This is a genomic window from Pyxidicoccus fallax, from assembly GCF_012933655.1.
In the GTDB taxonomy this organism is placed as follows: Bacteria; Myxococcota; Myxococcia; order Myxococcales; family Myxococcaceae; genus Myxococcus; species Myxococcus fallax.
The window spans coordinates 1-20,528 of record NZ_JABBJJ010000228.1 but is presented as its reverse complement, the minus strand read 5'-3'; the positions used below and the strand labels follow the sequence as shown (position 1 = coordinate 20,528).

Here is a 20,528-nt window from a genome sequence, read left to right as displayed (position 1 = left end):
CACCCGACGCCCCCGTGACGGGGGCCCGCGATGCCTCGGAACGACCAGGACGGGAAGCGGGCTGTTTCCCTCCTCCTGTGCGGCGACGTGATGACGGGCAGGGGCATCGACCAGGTGCTGCCCCACCCCGCGCCTCCCGGTCTCCATGAGGACTACGTGCGGGATGCGCGGGACTACGTCCGCCTGGCGGAGGCGCGCAACGGCCCCATCCGCACGCCCGTCGGCTTCGGCGAAATCTGGGGAGACGCGCTCGCCGCGATGGAGCAGGCCGCGCCGGACGTGCGGCTCATCAACCTGGAGACGAGCATCACCACGAGCGAGCAGTGGTGGCCGGACAAGGGCATCCACTACCGCATGCACCCGGAGAACGCCGCCTGTCTCACGGCGGCGCGCATCCACTGCTGCGCGCTGGCGAACAACCATGTGCTGGACTGGGGCTACCCGGGGCTGACGGACACGCTGGTCACCCTCCGGCGACTGGGAATCGCCACCGCGGGGCTGGGCGAGGACCTGGAGGAGGCCCGGCGGCCGGCCATCCTGGACATGGGGGTCCGGGGGCGGGTCGTCGTCTTCTCGTCCGGAGCGGGCAACAGCGGGATTCCGTCGGAGTGGGCCGCGGGAGTGGACACGCCCGGCGTGGACCGGCTGCCGGACCTGTCCCCCGTCACGGCGCGACGCCTGGGCGAGCGGGTGGCGTCCGTCAAGCGCGAGGGGGACGTCGTCATCGCCTCCATCCACTGGGGCGACAACTGGGGCTACCCGGTGTCAGGGGCGCAGCGGGCCTTCGCCCATGCGCTCGTCGAGGAGGCCGGCGTCGACGTCGTCCATGGCCACTCCTCGCACCACCCCCGCGGCATCGAGGTGCACCAGGGCCGGCTCATCCTCCATGGCTGCGGGGACTTCCTGAACGACTACGAAGGCATCCACGGCTACGCGGAGTACCGGCCGGACCTGACGCTGATGTATCTGGCGTCGGTGGACGGGACGAGCGGCCGGCTCTCCGGCCTGCGCATGCTCCCCATGCAGCTGCGCCAGCTCCGGCCCCATCGGGCCTCGCGGCGGGACGTCGAGTGGCTGTGTGGCGTCCTGGACCGGGAGGGGCGCCGGCTGGGAACCCGGACGTGGCTGGACACGGACGGCGCCCTCGTCCTCCAGTGGGCGTGAGCCCAAGCGCGGCATGGGGGCACCCAAGGGGCGGCCCCTCGACGAGGTCGGCCCCTCCCTTGCGTCACGGCAGGGGCCCCTCATCGTTCCATTGGAGCCAGCGCCACACCGCGCCCGCCGCGCGGCGCTTGGACCCGCCTGGCAGTGGAGTGTTCTGATGGCCCGGCGGGACTGGCGCAAGTGGGGCTTCGGGCTGGCGCTGCTGGCGGCCGTCATCCTGGTCGCCACCCGCTGGACGGAGGAGCGCGAGTTCGCGCTGCTGCTGAAGCGCTCGGCTCCCGCCTGGCTGCTGCTCGCCGCCCTCCTCCAGGCGGCGACGTACCTGTCGCAGTCGGCCGTGTGGCGGTCCGTGCTGGCACGAACGCCCTTCCGCGTCCCCCTTGGCGCGCTCTACTCGATGAGCGTCGCCAAGCTCTTCATCGACCAGGCCCTTCCCTCCGCCGGCATCAGCGGCGCGGCGCTCATCGTCAATGGCCTCGAACGGCGCGGCGTGGCCCGCGGGCCGGTGATGGCCTGCGTCGTCGTGGAGACGATGACCAACTACACCGCGCTCATCCTCGCGCTCCTGGTCGCCCTCGGCATGTCGAGCTGGGTCGGCGAGGCGCGGACGCTGGTGTGGCTTGCCACGGCGGTGCTCGTCATTCTCAGCGGCTCGCTCATCGCCCTGCTCCTGCGCCTGTCCCGAGGGGGCGGGCCCGTCCAGCCGCCCCGGCTCTTCGCCCGCATCCCCGGCGCGAAGACGCTCCTGGAGGCCCTCGCCGAGGCCCCGCCCTCGCTCGCCCACAGCCCTCGCGTGCTGGCCGAGGCCACCGGCTTCAACTTCATCATCCACCTGCTCGACGCGGGCACGCTGTGGGCCCTCCTGCGCTCGGTCGGAGTGGACGCGCCGCCCACGGGCGTCTTCAGCGCCTTCATGCTGTCCACCCTCGCCCGGACGCTGGGCGTCATCCCCGGTGGGCTTGGCACCTTCGAGGCCGCCTCCATCGGACTGCTGAACCTGATGGGCGTCCCCCTGGAGGCGGCGCTCTCGGGGACGCTCCTGTTCCGCGGGTTCAGCTTCTACGTCCCCCTGCTGCCGGGGCTGCTGCTGTCCCGGGGCGAGCTCCGGGAGCAACGGGTGGCGGCCCGGCCTCCACCCGTCGAGCGCTACTGGGCCCTGTCCCCCCAGGCCCTGCTCGAATCCCTGCGGACGACGCCCCAGGGGCTGTCCACGGACGAGGCCGCTCGGCGGCTGGCGCTGTACGGCACGAACGCGCTGGAGGAGACCCGGCCGCCGTCCCACCTCGGCGTCATCTGGCTCCAGCTCAAGAGTCCCCTGGTCCTCCTCCTGGTCGTCGCGGCGGTCATCTCCGCGTTCACCGGCGACTGGAGCGATGCGGTCATCGTCCTGGCCATCGTCCTCGGCAGCGTGCTGCTCGGCTACTCGCGCGAGTACAAGGCCCAGGTCACCCTCTCCCGGCTGCGCGAGCGCGTCGCGACCGGGGTGGAGGTCCTCCGGGACGGGCGGACCGCCACCGTGCCGCTCGCGGACATCGTCCCTGGCGACGTCGTGCTCCTGTCGGCGGGGAGCGTGGTGCCCGCGGACGCACGGGTGCTGGAGGCGACGGACCTGTTCGTCAGCCAGGCGGTGCTGACGGGAGAGAGCTTCCCGGTGGAGAAGCGGCCCGGCGACGCCGCCCACGGAGCGGCGCTGGTCGAGCGCGGCAACTGCGTCTTCCGGGGCACCCACGCGCGCAACGGCACCGGCAGGTGTCTCGTCGTGGCGACGGGCCGGGACACGGCCTTCGGCGGCATCGCCAGGCGCCTGGCCCTGCGTGCGCCCGAGACGGAGTTCGACCGGGGGCTGCGGCAGTTCGGGCACGTGCTGCTCACCACCATGGTGGTGATGGTGCTGGTGGTCGTGGCGGTGAATGTCCTGCTGGACAGGCCTCCGGTGGAGACGCTCCTGTTCGCCCTCGCGCTCGCGGTGGGGCTGAGCCCGGAGCTGCTGCCGGCCATCCTCAACGTGAATCTCTCCACCGGCTCGCAGGCGATGGCCGCCCGGGGCGTGCTGGTGCGCAGACTCAGCGCCATCGAGAACCTCGGCGGCATGGACGTGCTGTGCACCGACAAGACGGGGACCCTGACGGAGGGCGTCGTCAGCCTCCAGGGCGCCCATGACGCCGCGGGCCAGCCCTCGGAGGACGTCCTCGCGCTGGCGGCCCTCAACGCCGCGTTCCAGACGGGCCTGTCGAATCCGCTCGACGAGGCCATCCTCCGCGCGAGCCGCCCCCCGCCGGACTCCGCCGAGAAGCTCGGCGAGATTCCCTACGACTTCGTGCGCAAGCGCCTGTCGGTCATCGTCCGCCGGGAGGCCGGGGTCCAGCTCATCACCAAGGGGGCCTTCGCGCACGTCCTCCAGGCCTGCACCCACGCCGCGGACGGGACGCCCCTGGACGCGCGGCGGAGGGCGGAGCTCCAGCGCCGCGCGGACGCGTGGGGCGAGCAGGGCGTCCGCCTCCTGGCGCTGGCCACCCGCGCCATCGAGGCCCGGGAGCGCTACGTGCGGGAGGATGAGCGCGAGCTGACCTTCAGGGGGTTCCTCGTCTTCGTCGACCGGCCGAAGGAGGGAGCCCGGGACGCCATCCTCGAGCTGTCCCGGCTGGGCGTGGGCATCAAGCTCATCACCGGCGACAGCCGCCGGGTGGCGGAGCACGTGGCCCGGCAGGTGGGGCTCGGCACCACGCGGGTGCTGACGGGGGCGCGGCTCCACCAGCTGACCGACGAGGCGCTGTGGCATCAAGCCGAGCTGGCGGAGCTCTTCGTCGAGGTGGACCCGACGCAGAAGGAGCGCATCATCCTCGCGCTGAAGAAGAAGGGGCACGTGGTGGGCTTCCTGGGCGACGGGGTGAACGACGCCCCGGCCATGCACGCGGCCGATGCCAGCATCTCCGTCGACCAGGCCGCGGACGTGGCCCGGGAGGCCGCGGACTTCGTCCTCCTCCAGCGCCACCTGGACGTCGTCCGGCGCGGCATCGAGGAGGGGCGCAGGACGTTCGCGAACACGCTCAAGTACATCCTCACCACGACGAGCGCGAACCTGGGCAACATGATGAGCATGGCGGTCGCCTCGCTGTTCCTGCCCTTCCTCCCGCTGTTGCCGGGGCAGATCCTCCTCAACAACTTCCTCTCCGACATTCCCGCCGTGGGGCTGGCGGGCGACAGCGTGGACCCCGAGCTGATGGACAGGCCCCGGCGCTGGGACATGCGCCTCATCGCGAGGTTCATGGTCGCCTTCGGCCTGCTCAGCTCCTTCTTCGACCTGCTCACCTTCGGGGTGCTGCTGAGCCTGTTCCACGCCGGCCCCGAGCTGTTCCGCACGGGCTGGTTCATCGAGTCGCTGCTGACGGAGCTGGTCATCGCGCTGGTGGTGCGCACGCGCCGGCCCTTCCACCACAGCCGTCCTGGCACGCTGCTGCTCACGTCCACGGCGGCCGTCACCGTGCTCACCTTCCTCGTGCCCTTCCTCCCCTTCGCCAGCGCGCTCGGCTTCGTGCGGCCTCCCGCCACCCTGCTCGTGGCCGTGGCCGTCATCACCGTCCTCTACGTCGCGGCCGCGGAGAAGGCCAAGGGGCCCTTCTTCCGGAGACGGGATTGAGCCCGTGGCCTCAAGGCCCCTGGTTGTCGCGCACGGCGGCGGCGGTCTGGTCCAGCTCCGCGGACAGCAGCACCCACAGGTCGTCGAGGGAGACGAGCCCCACCACGCGCCCCTGCTCGTCGACGATGGGCAGGCGGCGCACGCCGTGCTGCCGGACGGTGAAGAGCGTCTTGTCGATGGAGTCCTCCACGCGCGCCACGATGAGCTCCGGAGACATGACCTCCGAGATGGCGACGGCGGTCGGGTCCTTCCGCCCGGCCACCACCCGGGTGACGATGTCCCGGTCGGTCAGCAGGCCCACCGGACGCAGGTCCTCCCCCACCACCACGAGCGCGCCGACATGCCGGTCGCGCATGGCCTCGGCTGCCTCGGCCACGCTCTGCATGGGCTGGATGATGGCCACCGGCTTGCGGCAGAACCTCGCGAGCGACATGACGCCTCCCCGGACGCTGCGGGCGTGCGTCCAGTCGCACGGCCCGGTGGCGGGACGTCCCCGCGCGCGTCCTCCTTCCTGGACGCAGCGCATGCCCGCGGCTCGGTGCAACCGGAGCGGAGGGGCACGCCGAGCGCCACCTCCCCCGTCACGGGCCGGCTAGGAGTATCTGGTCCCCCAGCGGCAGCTCCTTCTGGTGGAGGGCGCGGTAGAGGCGGGCGGCGTTCTCGTGCGTCCGCTCCGGGTTCTGGAGGCCCATGCGCCCCATCTCCCCGGCGAAGAACGCGTCGCCAGTGAAGACGCCTCAGGCCCGGGTGTGGTGGAGAGTGTGGGTCCCGTGGCCAGGGAAGAGGAGCACGGGCGCGCCGAGGCGTGGGTTGCCCGGTCCCTCTGGAGCGTGAGTCCCATCCCTATCCTCATCCTCGCAGGAGGCTCGCGGCCACCAACTCGCGCCGCTGGGGGAGGCACGCATGACGCCAGGAGGGGGCACGTCAGAGCTGGAGTCCTTCTACCATCTGGGGCACGGCCCCCTCGGCGACCGGGCCTGCCAGGGCACCGCCTGCTTCGTGGCGCGCCACCTCCAGCCGGAGTGCTGGCAACAGGCCGTCCAGGCCGAGGCCCGCGTCTATTGCCTCGGCACCTGCTACGCGGCGCCCGCCACCACCCGTGAGCGTGCCCGCCCCACGGCACAGGTGCGGTCCCCGCGCGCCATCGTCCTCGAGCGCATCGCCAGCGGTGGGGCACGCACCCTCGCCGACTACACCCGCCAGGGCGGCTATGGAGCCCTGGAGCAGGCGCTGTCCTCGACGCCCGAGTCGCTCATCGCCCAGGTGGAGAGGTCCGGGCTGCGGGGCCGCGGGGGCGCGGGCTTCCCCACCGGCCGCAAGCTGCGCGCGGTGGCCGCCGCTCCCGGCGCGGAGAAGTACGTGGTGGCCAACGCGGACGAGGGCGACGCCGGGGCCTATATCGACCGCTTCCTCCTGGAGGAGGACCCCCACGCGGTGTTGGAAGGACTGCTGCTCGCGGCGTACGCGGTGGGAGCGCACCGGGGCTACCTCTACGTGCGCAAGGAGTACCCCCTGGCCGCATGCGTCCTGCACGTGGCCCTGCACGAGGCCCACCGCGCAGGCCTGCTGGGCCATGACATCCTGGGCAGCGGCTTCTCCTGTGAAATCTCGCTGGAGGTGGGGCGCGGCAGCTACCTGTGCGGCGAGGAAACGGCGCTGCTCAACGCCCTGGAGGGCCGCCGCCCCTTCGTGCGCGCCCGGCCGCCCTACCCCGCCCAGGCGGGCCTCCACGGCCGGCCCACGCTGGTGCAGAACGTGGAGACGCTCTGCAACCTCCCGTGGATTTCACGCCATGGCGGCGAGGCGTACGCGGCGCTGGGAATCCCCGGCAGCAGGGGCACGAAGGTGCTGTCACTCAACTCCCTCTTCCACGGCCCCGGGCTCTACGAGGTGGAGCTGGGAGTGCCGGTGCGCACGGTGGTGGAGGAGCTGGGAGGCGGGCTGCGCACCGGGCCGCTCAAGGGCGTCCTCATCGGCGGACCCCTGGCGGGCGTCCTCCCCCCGCGACTGCTGGACACGCCGCTGGGCTTCGACGAGCTCAAGGCCGTGGGCGCCTCGGTGGGCCATGGCGGCGTGGTGGCCTTCGACGCGCACACGTCCATCGCCGCGCTGGTGCACCACGTCTTCTCCTTCGGGGCCTACGAGTCGTGCGGCAAGTGCACCCCGTGCCGCCTCGGGGCCCGGCACGTGGAGCGGCTCTTCGCGCGCGTGCTGGAGACGGGCCCGGCGCCCCACGCGGACGGCTGGGAGGACGTCGTCGAGGCGCTGCGCCTCACCAGCCTGTGCGGACATGGCGTCGGCCTGGGGGAGTTCGCCGCCAGCGTGCTGCGCTACTACGGAGAGGAGGTCCGGGCATGCTTCACATAACCGTGGATGGGCAGCCGCGTGAGTGCGAGCCGGGCACCCTCCTGCACGCCCTGGAGACGCTGGGCATCTCCGTCCCCGCCCTGTGCCATGACTCGCGGATGACGCCGGTGGGGGCCTGCCGCGCCTGCATCGTGGAGGTGGACGGCTGCGGCCGGCCCGTGGCGGCTTGCACCCAGCCGGTGACGGACGGCATGGTGGTGCACACGCGCTCGCCCATGGTGGAGGCGCAGCGCAAGGTGCTGCTGCGGCTCCTGGCCTCGGAGTACCCGGCCGAGGCGGTGGCGCGCCAGCCGGACAAGCCCTTCCACCGCGCGCTGCGCGAGTACGGCCTGGAGGACGAGCTGCGCGGCGCGCACCCGCCGGAGCTGCGTGACGACTCGCATCCCTACATCCACGTGGACATGTCCCAGTGCATCCACTGCTACCGCTGCGTGCGCATCTGCGACGAGGTGCAGGGACAGTTCGTCTGGCGCGTGTGGAACCGCGGCGCCGACACCCGCATCCTCCCGGACGGGCCGTCGCTGGCGAAGAGTTCCTGCGTGTCGTGCGGGGCCTGCGTGGACAGCTGCCCCTCCGGCGCGCTGGAGGACCGGACGTTGAGGGACAGGGGCTGGCCCGAGGCCTGGACGCGCACCACCTGCCCGTACTGCGGGGTGGGCTGCGAGATGGACGTGGGCACGCGCGGCGGCCGCATCGTCACCGTGCGCCCCTCGCGCGAGGGCCCCTCCAACCGGGGCCACCTGTGCTCCAAGGGCCGCTATGCCTTCGGCTTCGGCGAGGCACCGGACCGCGTCACCGTGCCCATGCTGCGCGAGGACGGCGGCTGGCGGCGCGCCTCCTGGGACGAGGCGTTGGACTTCGTGGCCACACGGCTGCGGCGCCTGCGGGAGGCCCACGGGCCGGACGCGCTGGCCATGCTAGGCTCGGCGCGGGCCACCAACGAGGAGAACTACCTCGCGCAGAAGCTGGCCCGCGTGGTGCTGGGGACGAACAACGTGGACTGCTGCGCGCGCGTGTGCCACGCCCCCAGCGCCGCCGCCCTCAAGGCCATGCTCGGCACGGGCGCGGCCACCAACTCCTTCGAGGACGTGGAGCACGCGCGCACGCTGCTGGTGGCCGGTAGCAACACCACCGAGTGCCACCCCGTCGTGGGCGCCCGCATCAAGCAGGCCGCGCTGCGCGGGGCGAAGCTCATCGTCATCGACTCGCGCCGCACCGAGCTGGCGCGCTACGCGGACGTGCACCTGCAACCCCGCGCCGGCACGGACGTGCCGCTGCTCAACGCGCTCGCCCACGTGGTGGTGACCGAGGGCCTCACGGACGAGGCCTACCTGCGCGAGCGCGTGGACGCGGTGGAGGACTTCCGGGCCTTCATCCGCGACTGGACGCCCGAGCGCGCCGCGAGGCTCTGCGGCGTGGACGCGGAGGCCATCCGCCGGGCCGCGCGCCTGTATGCCACGCACGGTCCGTCCATGATGGTGCACGGGCTGGGCATGACGGAGCATGTGCAGGGCACCGAGAGCGTCATGACGCTCGTCAACCTGGCGCTCTTGACGGGCAACCTCGGCAAGCCGGGCACGGGCGTCAACCCGATGCGCGGGCAGAACAACGTGCAGGGCTCCGCGCACATGGGCTGCGAGCCGGGGCACCTCACCGGCTACGCCCCGCTGGAGGCGAACCGGGCGCGCTTCGAAGCCGCATGGGGCGAGCCGCTCCCCTCCTCTGCCGGAATGGATTTGATGGCGATGATGGACGCGGCGCACGAGGGCCGCCTCAAGGCGCTGTGGGCCTTCGGCTATGACGTGCTGCTCACCAACCCCACCGCGCGCACCACCCGCGAGGCACTGGAACGGCTGGATCTGGTGGTGGTGCAGGACCTCTTTCTCACCGAGACGGCGCGCGCGTGCGGCCATGTCTTCCTGCCCGCGAGCACGTCCTTCGAGAAGGATGGCACCTTCATGAACGGCGAGCGGCGCGTGCAGCGGGTGCGCCGGGCGCTGGCTCCCGTCGGCGAGTCGCTGCCGGACTGGGAGATTCTCTGCCGCGCGGCGCGCGCACTGGGGCACCCCGAGGGCTTCTCCTTCCAGTCTCCGGAGGAGGTCTGGGACGAGGTGCGGCGGGTGTGGCCGGCGGGAGCGGGCCTGTCGTACGCGCGCCTGGAGGCGGGAGGCCTGCAGTGGCCCTGCCCCGACGAGACGCATCCGGGCACGCGGGTGCTGCACACGCACGGCTTCGCCGGTGGACCCCGGGCGGCGCTGCGCCGCATCGACTACACGCCCTCGCCCGAGGCGCGCACGGAGGAGCGTCCCTTCGTGCTGGTGACGGGCCGGCGGCTGTACCAGTTCAACGCGGGGACGATGACGATGCGCACGCCCCACGCGGCGCTCCAGCCGGAGGACTGGCTGGACATGGCGCCCGCGGACGCGGAGCGCCTGGGCCTGGAGGACGGAGTGCGCGTGCGGGTGCGCAGCCGCCACGGCGAGGCGGTGCTGCGGGTGCGCCGCGCGGAGGGCGTGCGCCCCGGTGAGCTCTTCACCACCTTCCACACGCCCGAGGTCTTCATCAACGCCGTCATCGGTCCACAGCAGGACGGGTACACCCGCACGCCCGAGTACAAGGTGACGGCCGTCCAGGTGGAGCGCGCGGAGTCGCGCCAGGGAGGTACGTGATGGAGCTGGAGACGGTGCGCATCGAGAAGCCCGAGGACCTCAACTTCATCCTCGGCCAGTCGCACTTCATCAAGACGGTGGAGGACCTCCACGAGGTGCTGGCGGGCAGCTCGCCGGTCCTCAAGTTCGGTCTGGCCTTCTGCGAAGCCTCCGGCGCGCGGCTCGTGCGGCGCTCGGGGAACGACGAGGCGTTGATGGCGCTCGCGGTGAAGAACGCGCGGGCCCTGGGCGCGGGCCACTCGTTCATCGTATTCCTGCGAGAGGGCTTCCCCGTCAACGTCCTCAACGCCATCAAGCAGGTGCCGGAGGTGTGCCGCATCTTCTGCGCCACGTCGAATCCGGTGGAGGTCGTGATTGCCCGGACGGAGCAGGGTCGCGCGATTCTCGGCGTGGTGGACGGCCAGCCCCCGCTCGGCGTGGAGCAGGAGGCGGACGTCCGCGAGCGCAAGGAGCTGCTGCGCCGCTTCGGCTACAAGCTCTGAGGGCGCCTCGTCCAGCGCCCTGCGCGGCGTGGGAGACCTGGTTGGGGCCAAACTGTTCCGTGGAAGGGAACAGCCGGGCATCCGGTAATGCTGGCCGCTCGCCCTCTCACTGCTTGCGGCCCCCTGGCGCGCGGCACACCTGATGAGTGCATGTCGCTCATCCACGAATTCATGCCGGGTTGCTCGCTGCGCGAAGTGGACCGGGTCGCCGTTGCCGCGACTCCCGAGCGGGCCTGGGCCGCGGTGCGCGCCATCGACCTGAGCCACATCCCGTTCATCCGCTGGCTCTTCGCCCTCCGGCTGCTTCCCCAGCGCATCCGCGGACGGCTTCGCGGCGGGCCGCCGCCGCGGAGCCACACCATGCGCATCGAGGACATCGTCGCGCCGGGAAATGGCTTCGTCCTGCTGGGCGAGGAGCCCGGGCGCGAGCTGGTGGTCGGCTCCATCGGCCGCTTCTGGCAACCGCGCATCGACTTCGTGGAAGTGACGCCCGAGCGCTTCACCGCGTTCGAGCAGCCGGGCTTCGGCAAGCTCACCTGGAACCTACGGGTGGACCCGCGCGAAGGAGGCGGCTCCTGGATTGGCGTCGAGCTACGGGTGACGGCGACCGATGCGGCCTCATGGGCACGCTTCCGGCGGTACTGGTGGCTGATTGGCCGGTTCTCCCGGGCCATCCGCAAGGGCGAGCTCCACAGGCTGCGGCGGGAGCTGGGCCCCGCGAGGTCGGAGAGGCAGGTGGCCCTGCCTGGCGATGAGCTCATCCCGATGGCGCGGCTGCAGCGGACGCACGCGCGCACCCTCGATGCGCCTCCCAGCCGTGTCTGGCCCTGGCTCGTCCAGATGGGCTGCCAGCGCGGGGGCTGGTACAGCCTGGACCGCCTGGACAATGCGGGCATCCCCAGCGCGGACCGCATCCTCCCGCGGTTCCAGCACCTGTCTGTCGGGGACATCATCCCCGCGCGCCCCACGGGCGCCGACGGGTTCGGCGTGCTCCGCCTGGAGCCGGAGCGCCTGCTCGTCCTGGGCTCTCCGTCGTTGCTACCCGGTCGACCGCCGGACCCGGGCTGGCTGCCGTATCAGTCGACCTGGGCCTTCGTGCTCCAGCCGGTGGGAAGGGATGCGACCCGGCTGCTGGTCCGGGTGCGCGCCGACTACCGCCCCGGCCCTCGCATGGCACTCATGAAGCCCCTCCTGGTCGCGGCACATGAGCTGATGGAGCGGGCACAGCTTCGCCACCTGGGTCGGCGTGTCGCGGGGCCGCCCGTCCTAACGGCCTGACGGAACTCGGCTCCACCGGGGGACCCGCAGGGAAGCGCATCTCCAGGTGGTAGACGGCACCCTCGCGGCGCGAGCGGATGGGCAGGCCACTCTCGTGGAAGACGTCCATCATGGGCTTGTTCGTCGCGAGCACGTCCGCCTGGAAGCCAGGAATGCCTCGCGCCGTGGCGGCCTCGCGGATGCGGCGCATCAGCACCGTTCCCACGCCCCGCCCCTGCCAGTCGTCGCGCACCACGAAGTCCACGTCCGCCAGCCGGGTGGCCGGGTCCACGATGTAGCGCACCACGCCCACCACCTCGTCCGTTCCCCGCGGGCAGGCCACCAGCGCCATGTCGTGCTCGTAGTCCAGGTCCACGAGCCGCTGCATCTCCTCGTGCGGGTGCTCCTTCTTGAATCCCAGGAAGCGCCGGTAGCAGCTCTCGCTCGACAGGCCGTACATCAGGTCCTGCAACGCGCGCTCATCGGTGATGCGCGCCGGGCGGATGAGCAGGGAGTCCCCGGACAGCGTGCGCTCCAGCCGCTCCTCCGCCCAGGGGTAGCGCACGCGGGGCACCACCTGGTCCGGAAGCACCCACTTGCGCCCCTTGGCCGCGGCCATCAGCTCGCCCCGGAAGTCCGGATGGGCGATGGCGATGAGCGCCAGGGCGCGCTCGCGGATGTTCCTGCCCCAGAGGTCCGCGACGCCATACTCCGTCACCACGTAGTGCACGTCGCCCCGGCTGGTGACGACGCCCGTGCCCGGCTCCAGCGCGGCCTGGATGCGGCTCACCGTGCCTGCCTTCGCCGTCGAGGGCAGCGCGATGATGGGTTTTCCTCCCCGGCTCCGGCGCGCCCCACGCATGAAGTCCACCTGCCCACCGATACCCGAGAAGAAGCACCCGCCCAGTGTGTCCGCCGCCACCTGCCCGGTGAGGTCCACCGCCAGCGCGCCGTTGATGGCAATCATGTTCTCGTTGCTCGCCACCGTCATCGGGTCGTTGGTGAAGTCGCTCGGGCGCATCTCGATGGCCGGGTTCTCGTGTGCCCAGGCATAGAGCTCGCGGCTGCCCATGATGAAGGACGTCACCAGCTTGCCGGGCAGCAACGTCTTCCTGCGTCCGGTGATGGCACCCGCCTCCACCAGGCGCATGACGCCGTCGGACAGCATCTCCGTGTGGATGCCCAGCGCGTGGTGGCCGCCAAGCTGCGCCAGCACCGCATCCGGAATCTTTCCGATGCCCGTCTGCAGCGTTGCCCCGTCCGGAATGAGCCGGGCGATGTGCGCGCCAATCTGGCGTGAGACTTCATCCGCCGGCTCGGCGTGGGCCTCCAGCAGGGGGACGTCCACGGGCACGAGGTGGTGGATACGGCGCACGTCGAGGAATGAGTCGCCGTGCGTGCGCGGCATGTTCGGGTTCACCTCGGCAATCAGCAGGGTTGCCGCGTCCACCGCGCTGCGCACCACGTCCACGGACACGCCGAGACTGACGTAGCCATGGGAATCCGGCGGGCTCACCTGGAGCAGCGCCACGTCGATGCGGACGCGGCGGCTGCGGATGAGTTCTGGAATCTCCGAGAGGAAGACCGGCATGAAGTCCGCCCTGCCCTCCTGCACGGCCTGGCGTACGTTGGGGCCGATGAAGAAGGCGATGTGGCGGAAGCGCCGGGCGTGCGTGGGCTCCACATAGGGCGCCGGGCCGAGCGTCAGCAGATGCACCACCTCGTTGTCGGCCAGGTGCTCGCCCTTCTCAACCAGGGCCTGGACCAGCGTCACCGGCTCCGCCGCGCCCGAGCCGATGAGGATGCGCCTCCCCGGAGGGATGCCGCGAATCGCCTCCTCGGCGGTGACGACCTTGTCCACGTACTGCTGACGCCAGTCCCGTTGCATGTGCATACCCTTTCGGTAAGCACTGCGCGCTCCACTGGCGCGCCCGGTGCGCTGGCGTCCCCGGCCGCGGGGCTTGCGCCATGGCGCGAGCGGCCACGCAGCCGTCGCGCCGCGCCCCAGCCCACGCGCCCGCCTGGGTGCTGGCGGAACAGGCCTTCCAGCCTTCCGATACCCGAAGACACTCCGCGGAGGAGGACACATCACCACGTCCCCGGGCCAGTGGCTGGCCCACGGCCAGAGGAACAGCATGGCCGCCTCAATCAAGCCACAGGGGGGGATATGTCATTGATGCGAGGTGGGCTGTTCCTATCGCTCATGGTGGGGGGAGTGCTCGCAGGCGACGTCGCGTCGGAGTCGCGGGCTCCGCTCCCAGAGAAGCCGCTGGCGGCGGACGCCCAGGCTCCCTCGACTCACGACCCGGAGGCGGTCGCCCGCGCCGAGGCCGTCTTCGAGGCCACGCTGGCCGAGGCCCTGGCGGACTCCGGACCGAAGGCCACCGAGGCCCGGGCCGGCCGCGCGCTGACGCCCAAGGAGCGGCTCGGCAAGCTCCTCTTCTTCGACCGGCGGCTGTCGGAGCCCCGCGGCCAGCCCTGCGCCATCTGCCATGGCCCCGAGGTGGGCTGGACGGGGCCACTGCTGTTCATCAACCTCACCGGCTCCGTCTACGAGGGGGCCGTGAAGGGGCGCTTCGGCAACCGCAAGCCTCCCTCGTCCGCCTATGCCACTCCGGCGCCCATCCTCCACCTGGCGGACCCGGCGGAGGGGCTCTTCGTGGGCGGCAACTTCTGGGACGGCCGCGCCACCGGAGAGGAGCTGGGCAACCCCGCCGCGGACCAGGCGCAGGGGCCCTTCCTCAACCCCGTGGAGCAGAACAACCCCAGCGAGGCCGTGGTGGTGGCCAAGGTCTGCACGGGCCCCTATGGCGACCTCTTCCGGACCGTCTACGGCGCCGGCATCTGCCAGAACGTGGCGCGCGCGTATGACTCCATCGCCCTGGCCATCGCCGCCTACGAGGACTCGCCCGAGGTCAACGCCTTCTCCTCCAAGTACGACGCGTGGCGGGAGGGCCGCGCCACCCTCACCCGGCAGGAGGAGTGGGGCCTGGAACTCTTCAAGGGCAAGGGCCAGTGCGCCAACTGCCACCCGCCGCCGCTCTTCACCGACTTCACCTACGACAACCTCGGCGTGCCGAGGAACCTGCTCAACCCCTGGTACTGGCAGTTCCAGTTCAACCCGCTCGGGCCCTTCTACGTGGACCTGGGCCTGGGGGCCTTCCTGCAGACGCGCCCGGAGTGGGCGGCCTACGCGCGCGCCAACCTGGGCAAGGTCAAGGTCCCCACGCTGCGCAACGTGGACAAGCGGCCCTTCCCCGGGTTCGTGAAGGCCTACGCCCACAACGGCTACTTCAAGGACCTCGAGGCCATCGTCCACTTCTACAACACGCGGGACGTGCTGCCGGTGTGCCTCATCGAAATCCCGGGCATCCCGGGCGTGGACTGCTGGCCCGTCCCGGAGGTGGGGCTGAACGTCAACACCACCGAATTGGGCAACCTGGGCCTCTCGCCGCAGGAGGAGCAGGCCATCGTCGCCTTCCTGAGAACGCTCTCGGACGGCTACGCCCCACGCTGAGGCCCGGGCACGCGCGCCCTGTTCCTGCTGGGGAGCCGATGACGCCGTCGAGGGGATAGAGCCGAAGAGTCACGTCGAACTCGACGGTGCGCACGCCGGTGTTGCCCGTCCCCAGCGGACGGACGCTCGCCTCGAAGTCGCGCCGCGCCTCCACCCTGTCGCGAGCCGGGCCTGCTGCCTGAAGCGCAGCATCGCCTCGACGAAGGAGTGGTTGCCGTAAAGGTGAAGGCCCTGGAGTCACCGGATTTCTCCGGAAACTCCAGGGCCTTCGATGGTCGGGGCGACAGGATTTGAACCTGCGACCACTTGCACCCCAAGCAAGTGCGCTACCAGGCTGCGCTACGCCCCGGCACTGCTGCTGCCGTTGCCGTCGTGAAACGGTGCGCCCTTATGCCCCCACACGACGCTCAGGTCAAGCAAGAGCAGCGGGCCACCGTGGAAAAACTCACCCCTCCGCGTCCTCCATTCCCTCCTCGTCGAAGTCCTCGCCCCGGGCCTCCGCCGCGTCCGCCGCTGCCTCGTCGCGCGCGTCGATTTCCGCGTGGTTCTCCGGCGGCGCCTCGCCGTTCAGGGCGCTCTTCAGCACCTGGCTCGGCCGGAAGGTCAGCACCCGACGGGCCGAGATCTCGATCTCCTTGCCCGTCTGCGGATTCCGACCCACCCGCGCCTTCTTCTGGCGCACCTGGAAGTTGCCGAACCCGGAGATCTTGATCTTGTCTCCGCGCTCCAGCGTCTCCTTCAAGGTGTCGAACACGAGCTCCACGATCTCGGCCGACTCCTTCTTCGAGAAGCCGACCTTCTCGTAGACGCCCTCGATGATGTCCGCCTTCGTCATGCGATTCCTCGGGATGCCCTCGGTGCGATGAACGCGAAGGCACTGTTGCAGTCTTCCCGGAGACGTGTCAACCCTCTGACTTCATTCAGGAATTCAGGCGCGCAGCGCGGCCCCCAGCCGCTGCTTCACCTCGTCGACGATGCGCTGGTGCGCCTCGTTGACCTCCACGTCGGTCAGCGTCCGCTCGGGTGCGCGGTAGCGCAGCGCGTACGCCAGGTTCTTCTGCCCCTCGGGGATGGGCTTGCCCGTGTACACGTCGAACACGCTGGCGTCCTCCACCAGCGGCTTGCCCACCTCCAGGATGACCCGCCGCACCTCGTCGTTCGGCAGCTCCACCGGCACCACCACGGCCAGGTCGCGCAGCACCGCCGGGAAGCGCGGCAGCGGGTGGTACTCGGGCACCAGCCGGGCGGCCGCGTACAGCGGCTCCGTATCCAGCTCGAAGGCGAACACCCCCTCCGGCAGTCCCAGTGCCTTCACCACGCGCGGGTGCAGCTCACCCACGTGGCCCAGCAGCACCCCATCCGCCGTCTTCACCTGCGCGCACGCACGCGGGTGGTACGCCGGGTGCTCGCCCGGAGTGAAGGTCGCCCCGTCCACGCGCAGCGCGCCCAGCACCGACTCCAGCGCGCCCTTCGCGTCGTAGAAGTCCGCCTTCGCGTCCTTCTGCGTCCAGCTCCGGCCACCCCCCCGCAGGCCCCACACGAGGCCACCCACACGCGGCACCTCGCGCGCCGCCGGCCGCTGGCCCTGCCCACCCTCCGGGTCACGGAAATAGGCCCGACCCGTCTCGTAGATGGACACCGACTCCACCTGGTGCCGCACGCTGCGCGACAGGTTCTCCAAGAGGCCCGGCAGCAGGCTGGTGCGCATCACCGACTGCTCCGCGCTCAGCGGGTTCAGCAGCGCCACCGGCTGCTCCTTCCCGCCCAGCACCTCCAGGTTCTTCGGCGCGACGAACGAGTAGTTCACCACCTCGTCCAGCCCCGCCCCCGCCAGCGCGTGACGCATGCGCCGCTCCGCCTCGGCGTGCGCCGGCTCCGGCGCCAGCTCGGGCAGCCCGCGCGGCAGCCGCGCCGGGATGTTGTCGTAGCCGTACACGCGGGCGACCTCCTCCAGCAGGTCCTCCTCGCGCTCCACGTCCACGCGCGCCCGGGGCACCTCGTACGTCACCTGCCCCGTCCCCTCCTCCACCGCCTTGAAGCCCAGCGCCGCCAGGATGCGCCGCACCTCCGGCTCCGCCACCGTCACGCCCAGCACCTTCTCCACCCGCGCGAAGCGCAGCGTCACCTTCCGCTGCGGCTTCGGCGCCGGGTACACGTCCACCCGGCCCGGCGCCACGGTGCCACCGGACAGCTCCGCGATGAACTGCGCCGCGCGGTCAATCGCCGGCACCACCGCGTCCAGGTCCGCCCCGCGCTCGAAGCGGTGCGACGCCTCGGTGTGCAGCACGTGCCGCTTCGCCGTCCGCCGCACTCCGGAGCCCACGAAGTTCGCCGACTCCAGCACCAGCCGCGTCGTCCCCGGCGTCACCTCGCTGTCCCCGCCGCCCATGACACCCGCCAGCGCCTGCGCCCGCTTCCCGTCCGCGATGACCAGGTCATCCGGGTCCAGCGTGCGCTCCTTGCCGTCCAGCGTCGTGAGCTTCTCGCCCTTCTGCGCGAGGCGGACGACGATCTCCTGCCCGCCCAGCTTGTCCAGGTCGAACGCGTGCAGCGGCTGGCCGTACTCCAGGTTCACGTAGTTGGTGACGTCCACCACGTTGTTGATGGCGCGCACGCCGCACGCCTTCAGCCGGTCCTGCATCCACTGCGGCGACGGCTTGATGGTGACGTTCTCCACCACGCGCGCCACGTACCGCGGGCAGCGGTCCGGCGCGTCCACGCGCACCTTCACCCGCTCCGCCGCCGGCGTGCCGGACTCGGCCGGCTTCGGCTGGGGCACCTTCAGCGCGGCGCCCGTCACCACGCCCACCTCGCGCGCCACGCCCAGGTGGCTCAGCGCGTCCGGCCGGTTCGGGGTGACGTTCACCTCCAGCACCACGTCATCCAGCCCCAGCGCCTCGGCGATGGGCGTGCCCGGCTTCGCGTCCGGGGAGAGGATGAGCAGTCCGCTGGACTCCTCGCTCAGCCCCAGCTCCTTGGACGAGCAGAGCATGCCGAAGCTGTCCACGCCGCGCAGCGCCGCCTGCTTGATGTCCACGCCGTTGGGCAGCTTCGTGCCCACCGTGGCCAGCGGCACCTTGTCGCCGACCTTGTAGTTCTTCGCGCCGCACACCACCTGCAGCAGCGCCGTCCCGCCGATGTCCACCTGCGTGACGGACAGCTTGTCCGCGTTGGGGTGCTGCACGGACTCCTTGATCTGCGCCACCACCACACCCCGGAGCCCCTCGGACGGACGCTCCAGGCCCTCAATCTCCAGGCCCGCGGCGGTCAGCTTGCGCGCCAGCTCGTCCACCGACGGCGGCAGCGCCACGTAGTCGCCCAGCCACTTCACCGAAATCTTCACAGGTCCACCCTCTTGCCCAACGGCTGGAACATGGAGGCCACGCCCCCACAGGGACTCAGAACTGCTCGAGGAAGCGCGCGTCGTTCTCGAACATCATCCGCAGGTCGTCGATGCGGTAGCGCAGCATGGCGATGCGCTCCACGCCCATGCCGAACGCGTAGCCCGTCACCTCGTTCGGGTCATACCCCGCCGAGGTGAAGACGTTGGGGTGCACCATGCCGCTGCCCAGCACCTCCAGCCACCCCGTCTGCTTGCACACCCGGCACCCCTTCCCGCCGCACGAGGTGCACGAGATGTCCACCTCCGCGGAGGGCTCGGTGAAGGGGAAGAAGGACGGCCGGAAGCGCGTGCGCGTGGACGAGCCGAAGAACGCCTTCACGAACGCGTCCAGCGAGCCCTTCAGCTCGGCGAACGTCACGTCCTTGTCCACCAGCAGGCCCTCGACCTGGTGGAACATGGGCGTGTGGGTGATGTCCGAGTCGCGCCGGTACACGCGCCCCGGCATCACCGCGCGGATGGGCGGCTTGCGGTTGAGCATGTACCGCACCTGCACCGGCGACGTGTGCGTGCGCAGCAGCACCGGGCTGTCCGCCTTCTTCGCGTGCCCCAGCGAGGCCTCGTCCACGTAGAACGTGTCCTGCATGTCCCGCGCGGGGTGGTCCTTCGGCAGGTTCAGCGCCTCGAAGTTGAAGTAGTCCAGCTCGATTTCCGGGCCGCTGGCCACGTCGAAGCCGAGCCGCGAGAACGTGCGGACGATGTCCTCCATCGTCCGGGACACCGGGTGCCGGCTGCCCGGCGGCACCGTCCGCCCCGGCAGCGTCACGTCCAGACCCGGCCCCTTGAGCTGGGCCTCCAGCGCCGCGTCCTCCGCGCGCTTCACCGCCTCGGCGAGCAGCTTCTCCAGCTCCGCCTTGACGGTGTTGGCCACCTCGCCCAGCGCCCGCCGCTCCTCCGGGGGCAGCTTGCCCATGCCGCCCAGCACTCCGGACAGCTCGCCCTTCTTGCCCAGGTAGCGGACCCGAAGCGCCTCCACCACGGGCAGCTCCGACGCGACGCTGATCTCCCGCCGCGCGGCCTCCGCCAGCGCCAGCAACCGATCTCGCATGGACTTCCGCCTCCGTTCCACGCCCCGTGAGCCCTTGGGCTCGGGGCAAAAAAAAGGGCCGCCCCGGAGAGGCAGCCCGTTCACTCATCCGGAGAGGGCGGCCCGCTCCAGGCCAACCGCCCCTTCCGTGTTGTCGCCAGCCCTGCCGGGCCGACTTAATCTCAGGCCGCCTTCACGCTGTTGGCGACGGCCGCAAAACCCGAGGGGTCCGCGATGGCGATGTCGGACAGAACCTTGCGGTTCAGGCCGATGCCCGACTTGGCCAGGCCGGCAATCAGCTTCGAGTAGGACAGGCCCACGGTGCGAGCCGCCGCGTTGATGCGGACGATCCACAGCCGGCGGAAGTCCCGCTTGCGCTGCGCACGGTCACGGGTGGCGTAGTCCAACGCCCGCTCGACCGCCTGGTTGGCGCGCTTGTAGCAGTTCTTGCGACGGCCACGGTAACCCTTGGCCAGCTTCAGGATGCGATTACGACGGCGACGAGCCTTGAAACCCTTCTTGACGCGCATGACACACTCACTTCTCTGACTGCGTAGTTTAGAGCCCCCCGGGGTCGGCGTACCGCCGCTCCGACGAGGCCACGCGAACTGCGTCCTTCAGACTCTCACGCCCCGTAGGGGAACAGCTCCTTGATGACCTTCTTCGCGTCCATGTCGCGCAGATGGCCCGTGCCACGGTTGCCGCGCTTCTGCTTCGGCGTCTTGCCGTGCGTGAAGAGGTGCTTGCCGTAGGCCTTGCCGTGCTTGACCTGGCCGCTCTTCTTCACCTGGAACCGCTTCTTCGCCCCACTGCGGGTCTTCAACTTCGGCATCGTCCTGATCCTTCCTCACTCAGTGCCGTCAGCTCCACAGCCTCGGGCGTTGTCAATCGAGGCCGCGGTACGAGCCGACAGCCTGTACCACTATTTCGTCTCGGCGGGTGAGGAAGCTGGTGCCGCCGGGGCGACCACCGCCTGGGAGAGCGTGCTCCCCTCGGGGCGCCCCGCTG

General features: G+C 71.1%; 14 protein-coding genes and 1 tRNA gene. 7 read left to right on the top strand and 8 right to left on the bottom strand.

Annotated elements, in window-relative coordinates:
* Nucleotides 1-30 precede the first annotated feature (30 nt).
* Nucleotides 31-1,164, top strand: coding sequence for a CapA family protein (locus HG543_RS35800; RefSeq protein WP_169349403.1), 1,134 nt, complete (start codon nt 31-33; stop codon nt 1,162-1,164).
* A gap of 157 nt (nt 1,165-1,321) precedes the next feature.
* Complete coding sequence (gene mgtA, locus HG543_RS35795; RefSeq protein ID WP_211194383.1) at nt 1,322-4,801, top strand: magnesium-translocating P-type ATPase; 3,480 nt, start codon at nt 1,322-1,324, stop codon at nt 4,799-4,801.
* Between the two features lie 10 nt (nt 4,802-4,811).
* Here mgtA and HG543_RS35790 read toward each other — a convergent pair whose 3' ends face one another.
* Nucleotides 4,812-5,234: a CBS domain-containing protein gene (locus HG543_RS35790; RefSeq protein WP_169349402.1), complete on the bottom strand. Its 423-nt coding sequence runs from the start codon at nt 5,232-5,234 to the stop codon at nt 4,812-4,814.
* 470 nt (nt 5,235-5,704) lie between these two features.
* Between HG543_RS35790 and HG543_RS35780 the strand changes: the two genes are divergently transcribed.
* The 4 genes from HG543_RS35780 to HG543_RS35765 all read left to right on the top strand — a co-directional run bounded on the left by HG543_RS35780 (nt 5,705) and on the right by HG543_RS35765 (nt 11,597).
* Nucleotides 5,705-7,168: a complex I 51 kDa subunit family protein gene (locus HG543_RS35780; RefSeq protein WP_169349401.1), complete on the top strand. Its 1,464-nt coding sequence runs from the start codon at nt 5,705-5,707 to the stop codon at nt 7,166-7,168.
* Entirely contained in the window at nt 7,156-9,837 is a 2,682-nt protein-coding gene (gene fdhF / locus HG543_RS35775) for a formate dehydrogenase subunit alpha (RefSeq protein WP_169349400.1), read from the top strand. Before HG543_RS35780 ends, fdhF begins: the two co-directional genes overlap by 13 nt.
* Nucleotides 9,837-10,319 carry an adenosine-specific kinase gene (locus tag HG543_RS35770; RefSeq protein ID WP_169349399.1) on the top strand — a complete coding sequence of 161 codons (483 nt, stop codon included), beginning with the start codon at nt 9,837-9,839 and terminating at the stop codon, nt 10,317-10,319. The genes fdhF and HG543_RS35770 overlap by 1 nt, the downstream gene beginning before the upstream one ends.
* 150 nt (nt 10,320-10,469) lie before the next feature.
* On the top strand, nt 10,470-11,597 hold the full coding sequence (locus HG543_RS35765; RefSeq protein ID WP_169349398.1) for an SRPBCC family protein: 1,128 nt from the start codon (nt 10,470-10,472) through the stop codon (nt 11,595-11,597).
* On the opposite strand, the gene HG543_RS35760 is transcribed toward HG543_RS35765, so the two are convergent.
* Nucleotides 11,497-13,464 carry a bifunctional acetyl-CoA hydrolase/transferase family protein/GNAT family N-acetyltransferase gene (locus HG543_RS35760; protein WP_169349397.1) on the bottom strand — a complete coding sequence of 656 codons (1,968 nt, stop codon included), beginning with the start codon at nt 13,462-13,464 and terminating at the stop codon, nt 11,497-11,499. The genes HG543_RS35765 and HG543_RS35760 overlap by 101 nt on opposite strands.
* A gap of 279 nt (nt 13,465-13,743) precedes the next feature.
* Between HG543_RS35760 and HG543_RS35755 the strand changes: the two genes are divergently transcribed.
* The gene (locus HG543_RS35755; RefSeq protein WP_246357535.1) at nt 13,744-15,093 is read left to right on the top strand and encodes a cytochrome-c peroxidase; all 1,350 of its coding nucleotides are present in this window, start codon (nt 13,744-13,746) and stop codon (nt 15,091-15,093) included.
* A gap of 272 nt (nt 15,094-15,365) precedes the next feature.
* On the opposite strand, the gene HG543_RS35750 is transcribed toward HG543_RS35755, so the two are convergent.
* From HG543_RS35750 to rpmI, 6 genes are all read right to left on the bottom strand, one after another.
* Nucleotides 15,366-15,442 (bottom strand) — tRNA-Pro (locus HG543_RS35750).
* Between the two features lie 96 nt (nt 15,443-15,538).
* Nucleotides 15,539-15,928, bottom strand: a complete 390-nt coding sequence (locus HG543_RS35745; RefSeq protein WP_169349396.1) for an integration host factor subunit alpha — start codon at nt 15,926-15,928, stop codon at nt 15,539-15,541.
* Nucleotides 15,929-16,021: 93 nt separating this feature from the next.
* Complete coding sequence (gene pheT / locus HG543_RS35740; protein WP_169349395.1) at nt 16,022-18,436, bottom strand: phenylalanine--tRNA ligase subunit beta; 2,415 nt, start codon at nt 18,434-18,436, stop codon at nt 16,022-16,024.
* A 55-nt stretch (nt 18,437-18,491) separates the two neighbouring features.
* Entirely contained in the window at nt 18,492-19,541 is a 1,050-nt protein-coding gene (pheS, locus tag HG543_RS35735) for a phenylalanine--tRNA ligase subunit alpha (RefSeq protein ID WP_169349394.1), read from the bottom strand.
* 161 nt (nt 19,542-19,702) lie between these two features.
* Complete coding sequence (gene rplT, locus HG543_RS35730; RefSeq protein ID WP_169349393.1) at nt 19,703-20,050, bottom strand: 50S ribosomal protein L20; 348 nt, start codon at nt 20,048-20,050, stop codon at nt 19,703-19,705.
* Between the two features lie 95 nt (nt 20,051-20,145).
* On the bottom strand, nt 20,146-20,352 hold the full coding sequence (gene rpmI, locus HG543_RS35725; RefSeq protein WP_169349392.1) for a 50S ribosomal protein L35: 207 nt from the start codon (nt 20,350-20,352) through the stop codon (nt 20,146-20,148).
* Nucleotides 20,353-20,528: the final 176 nt, after the last annotated feature.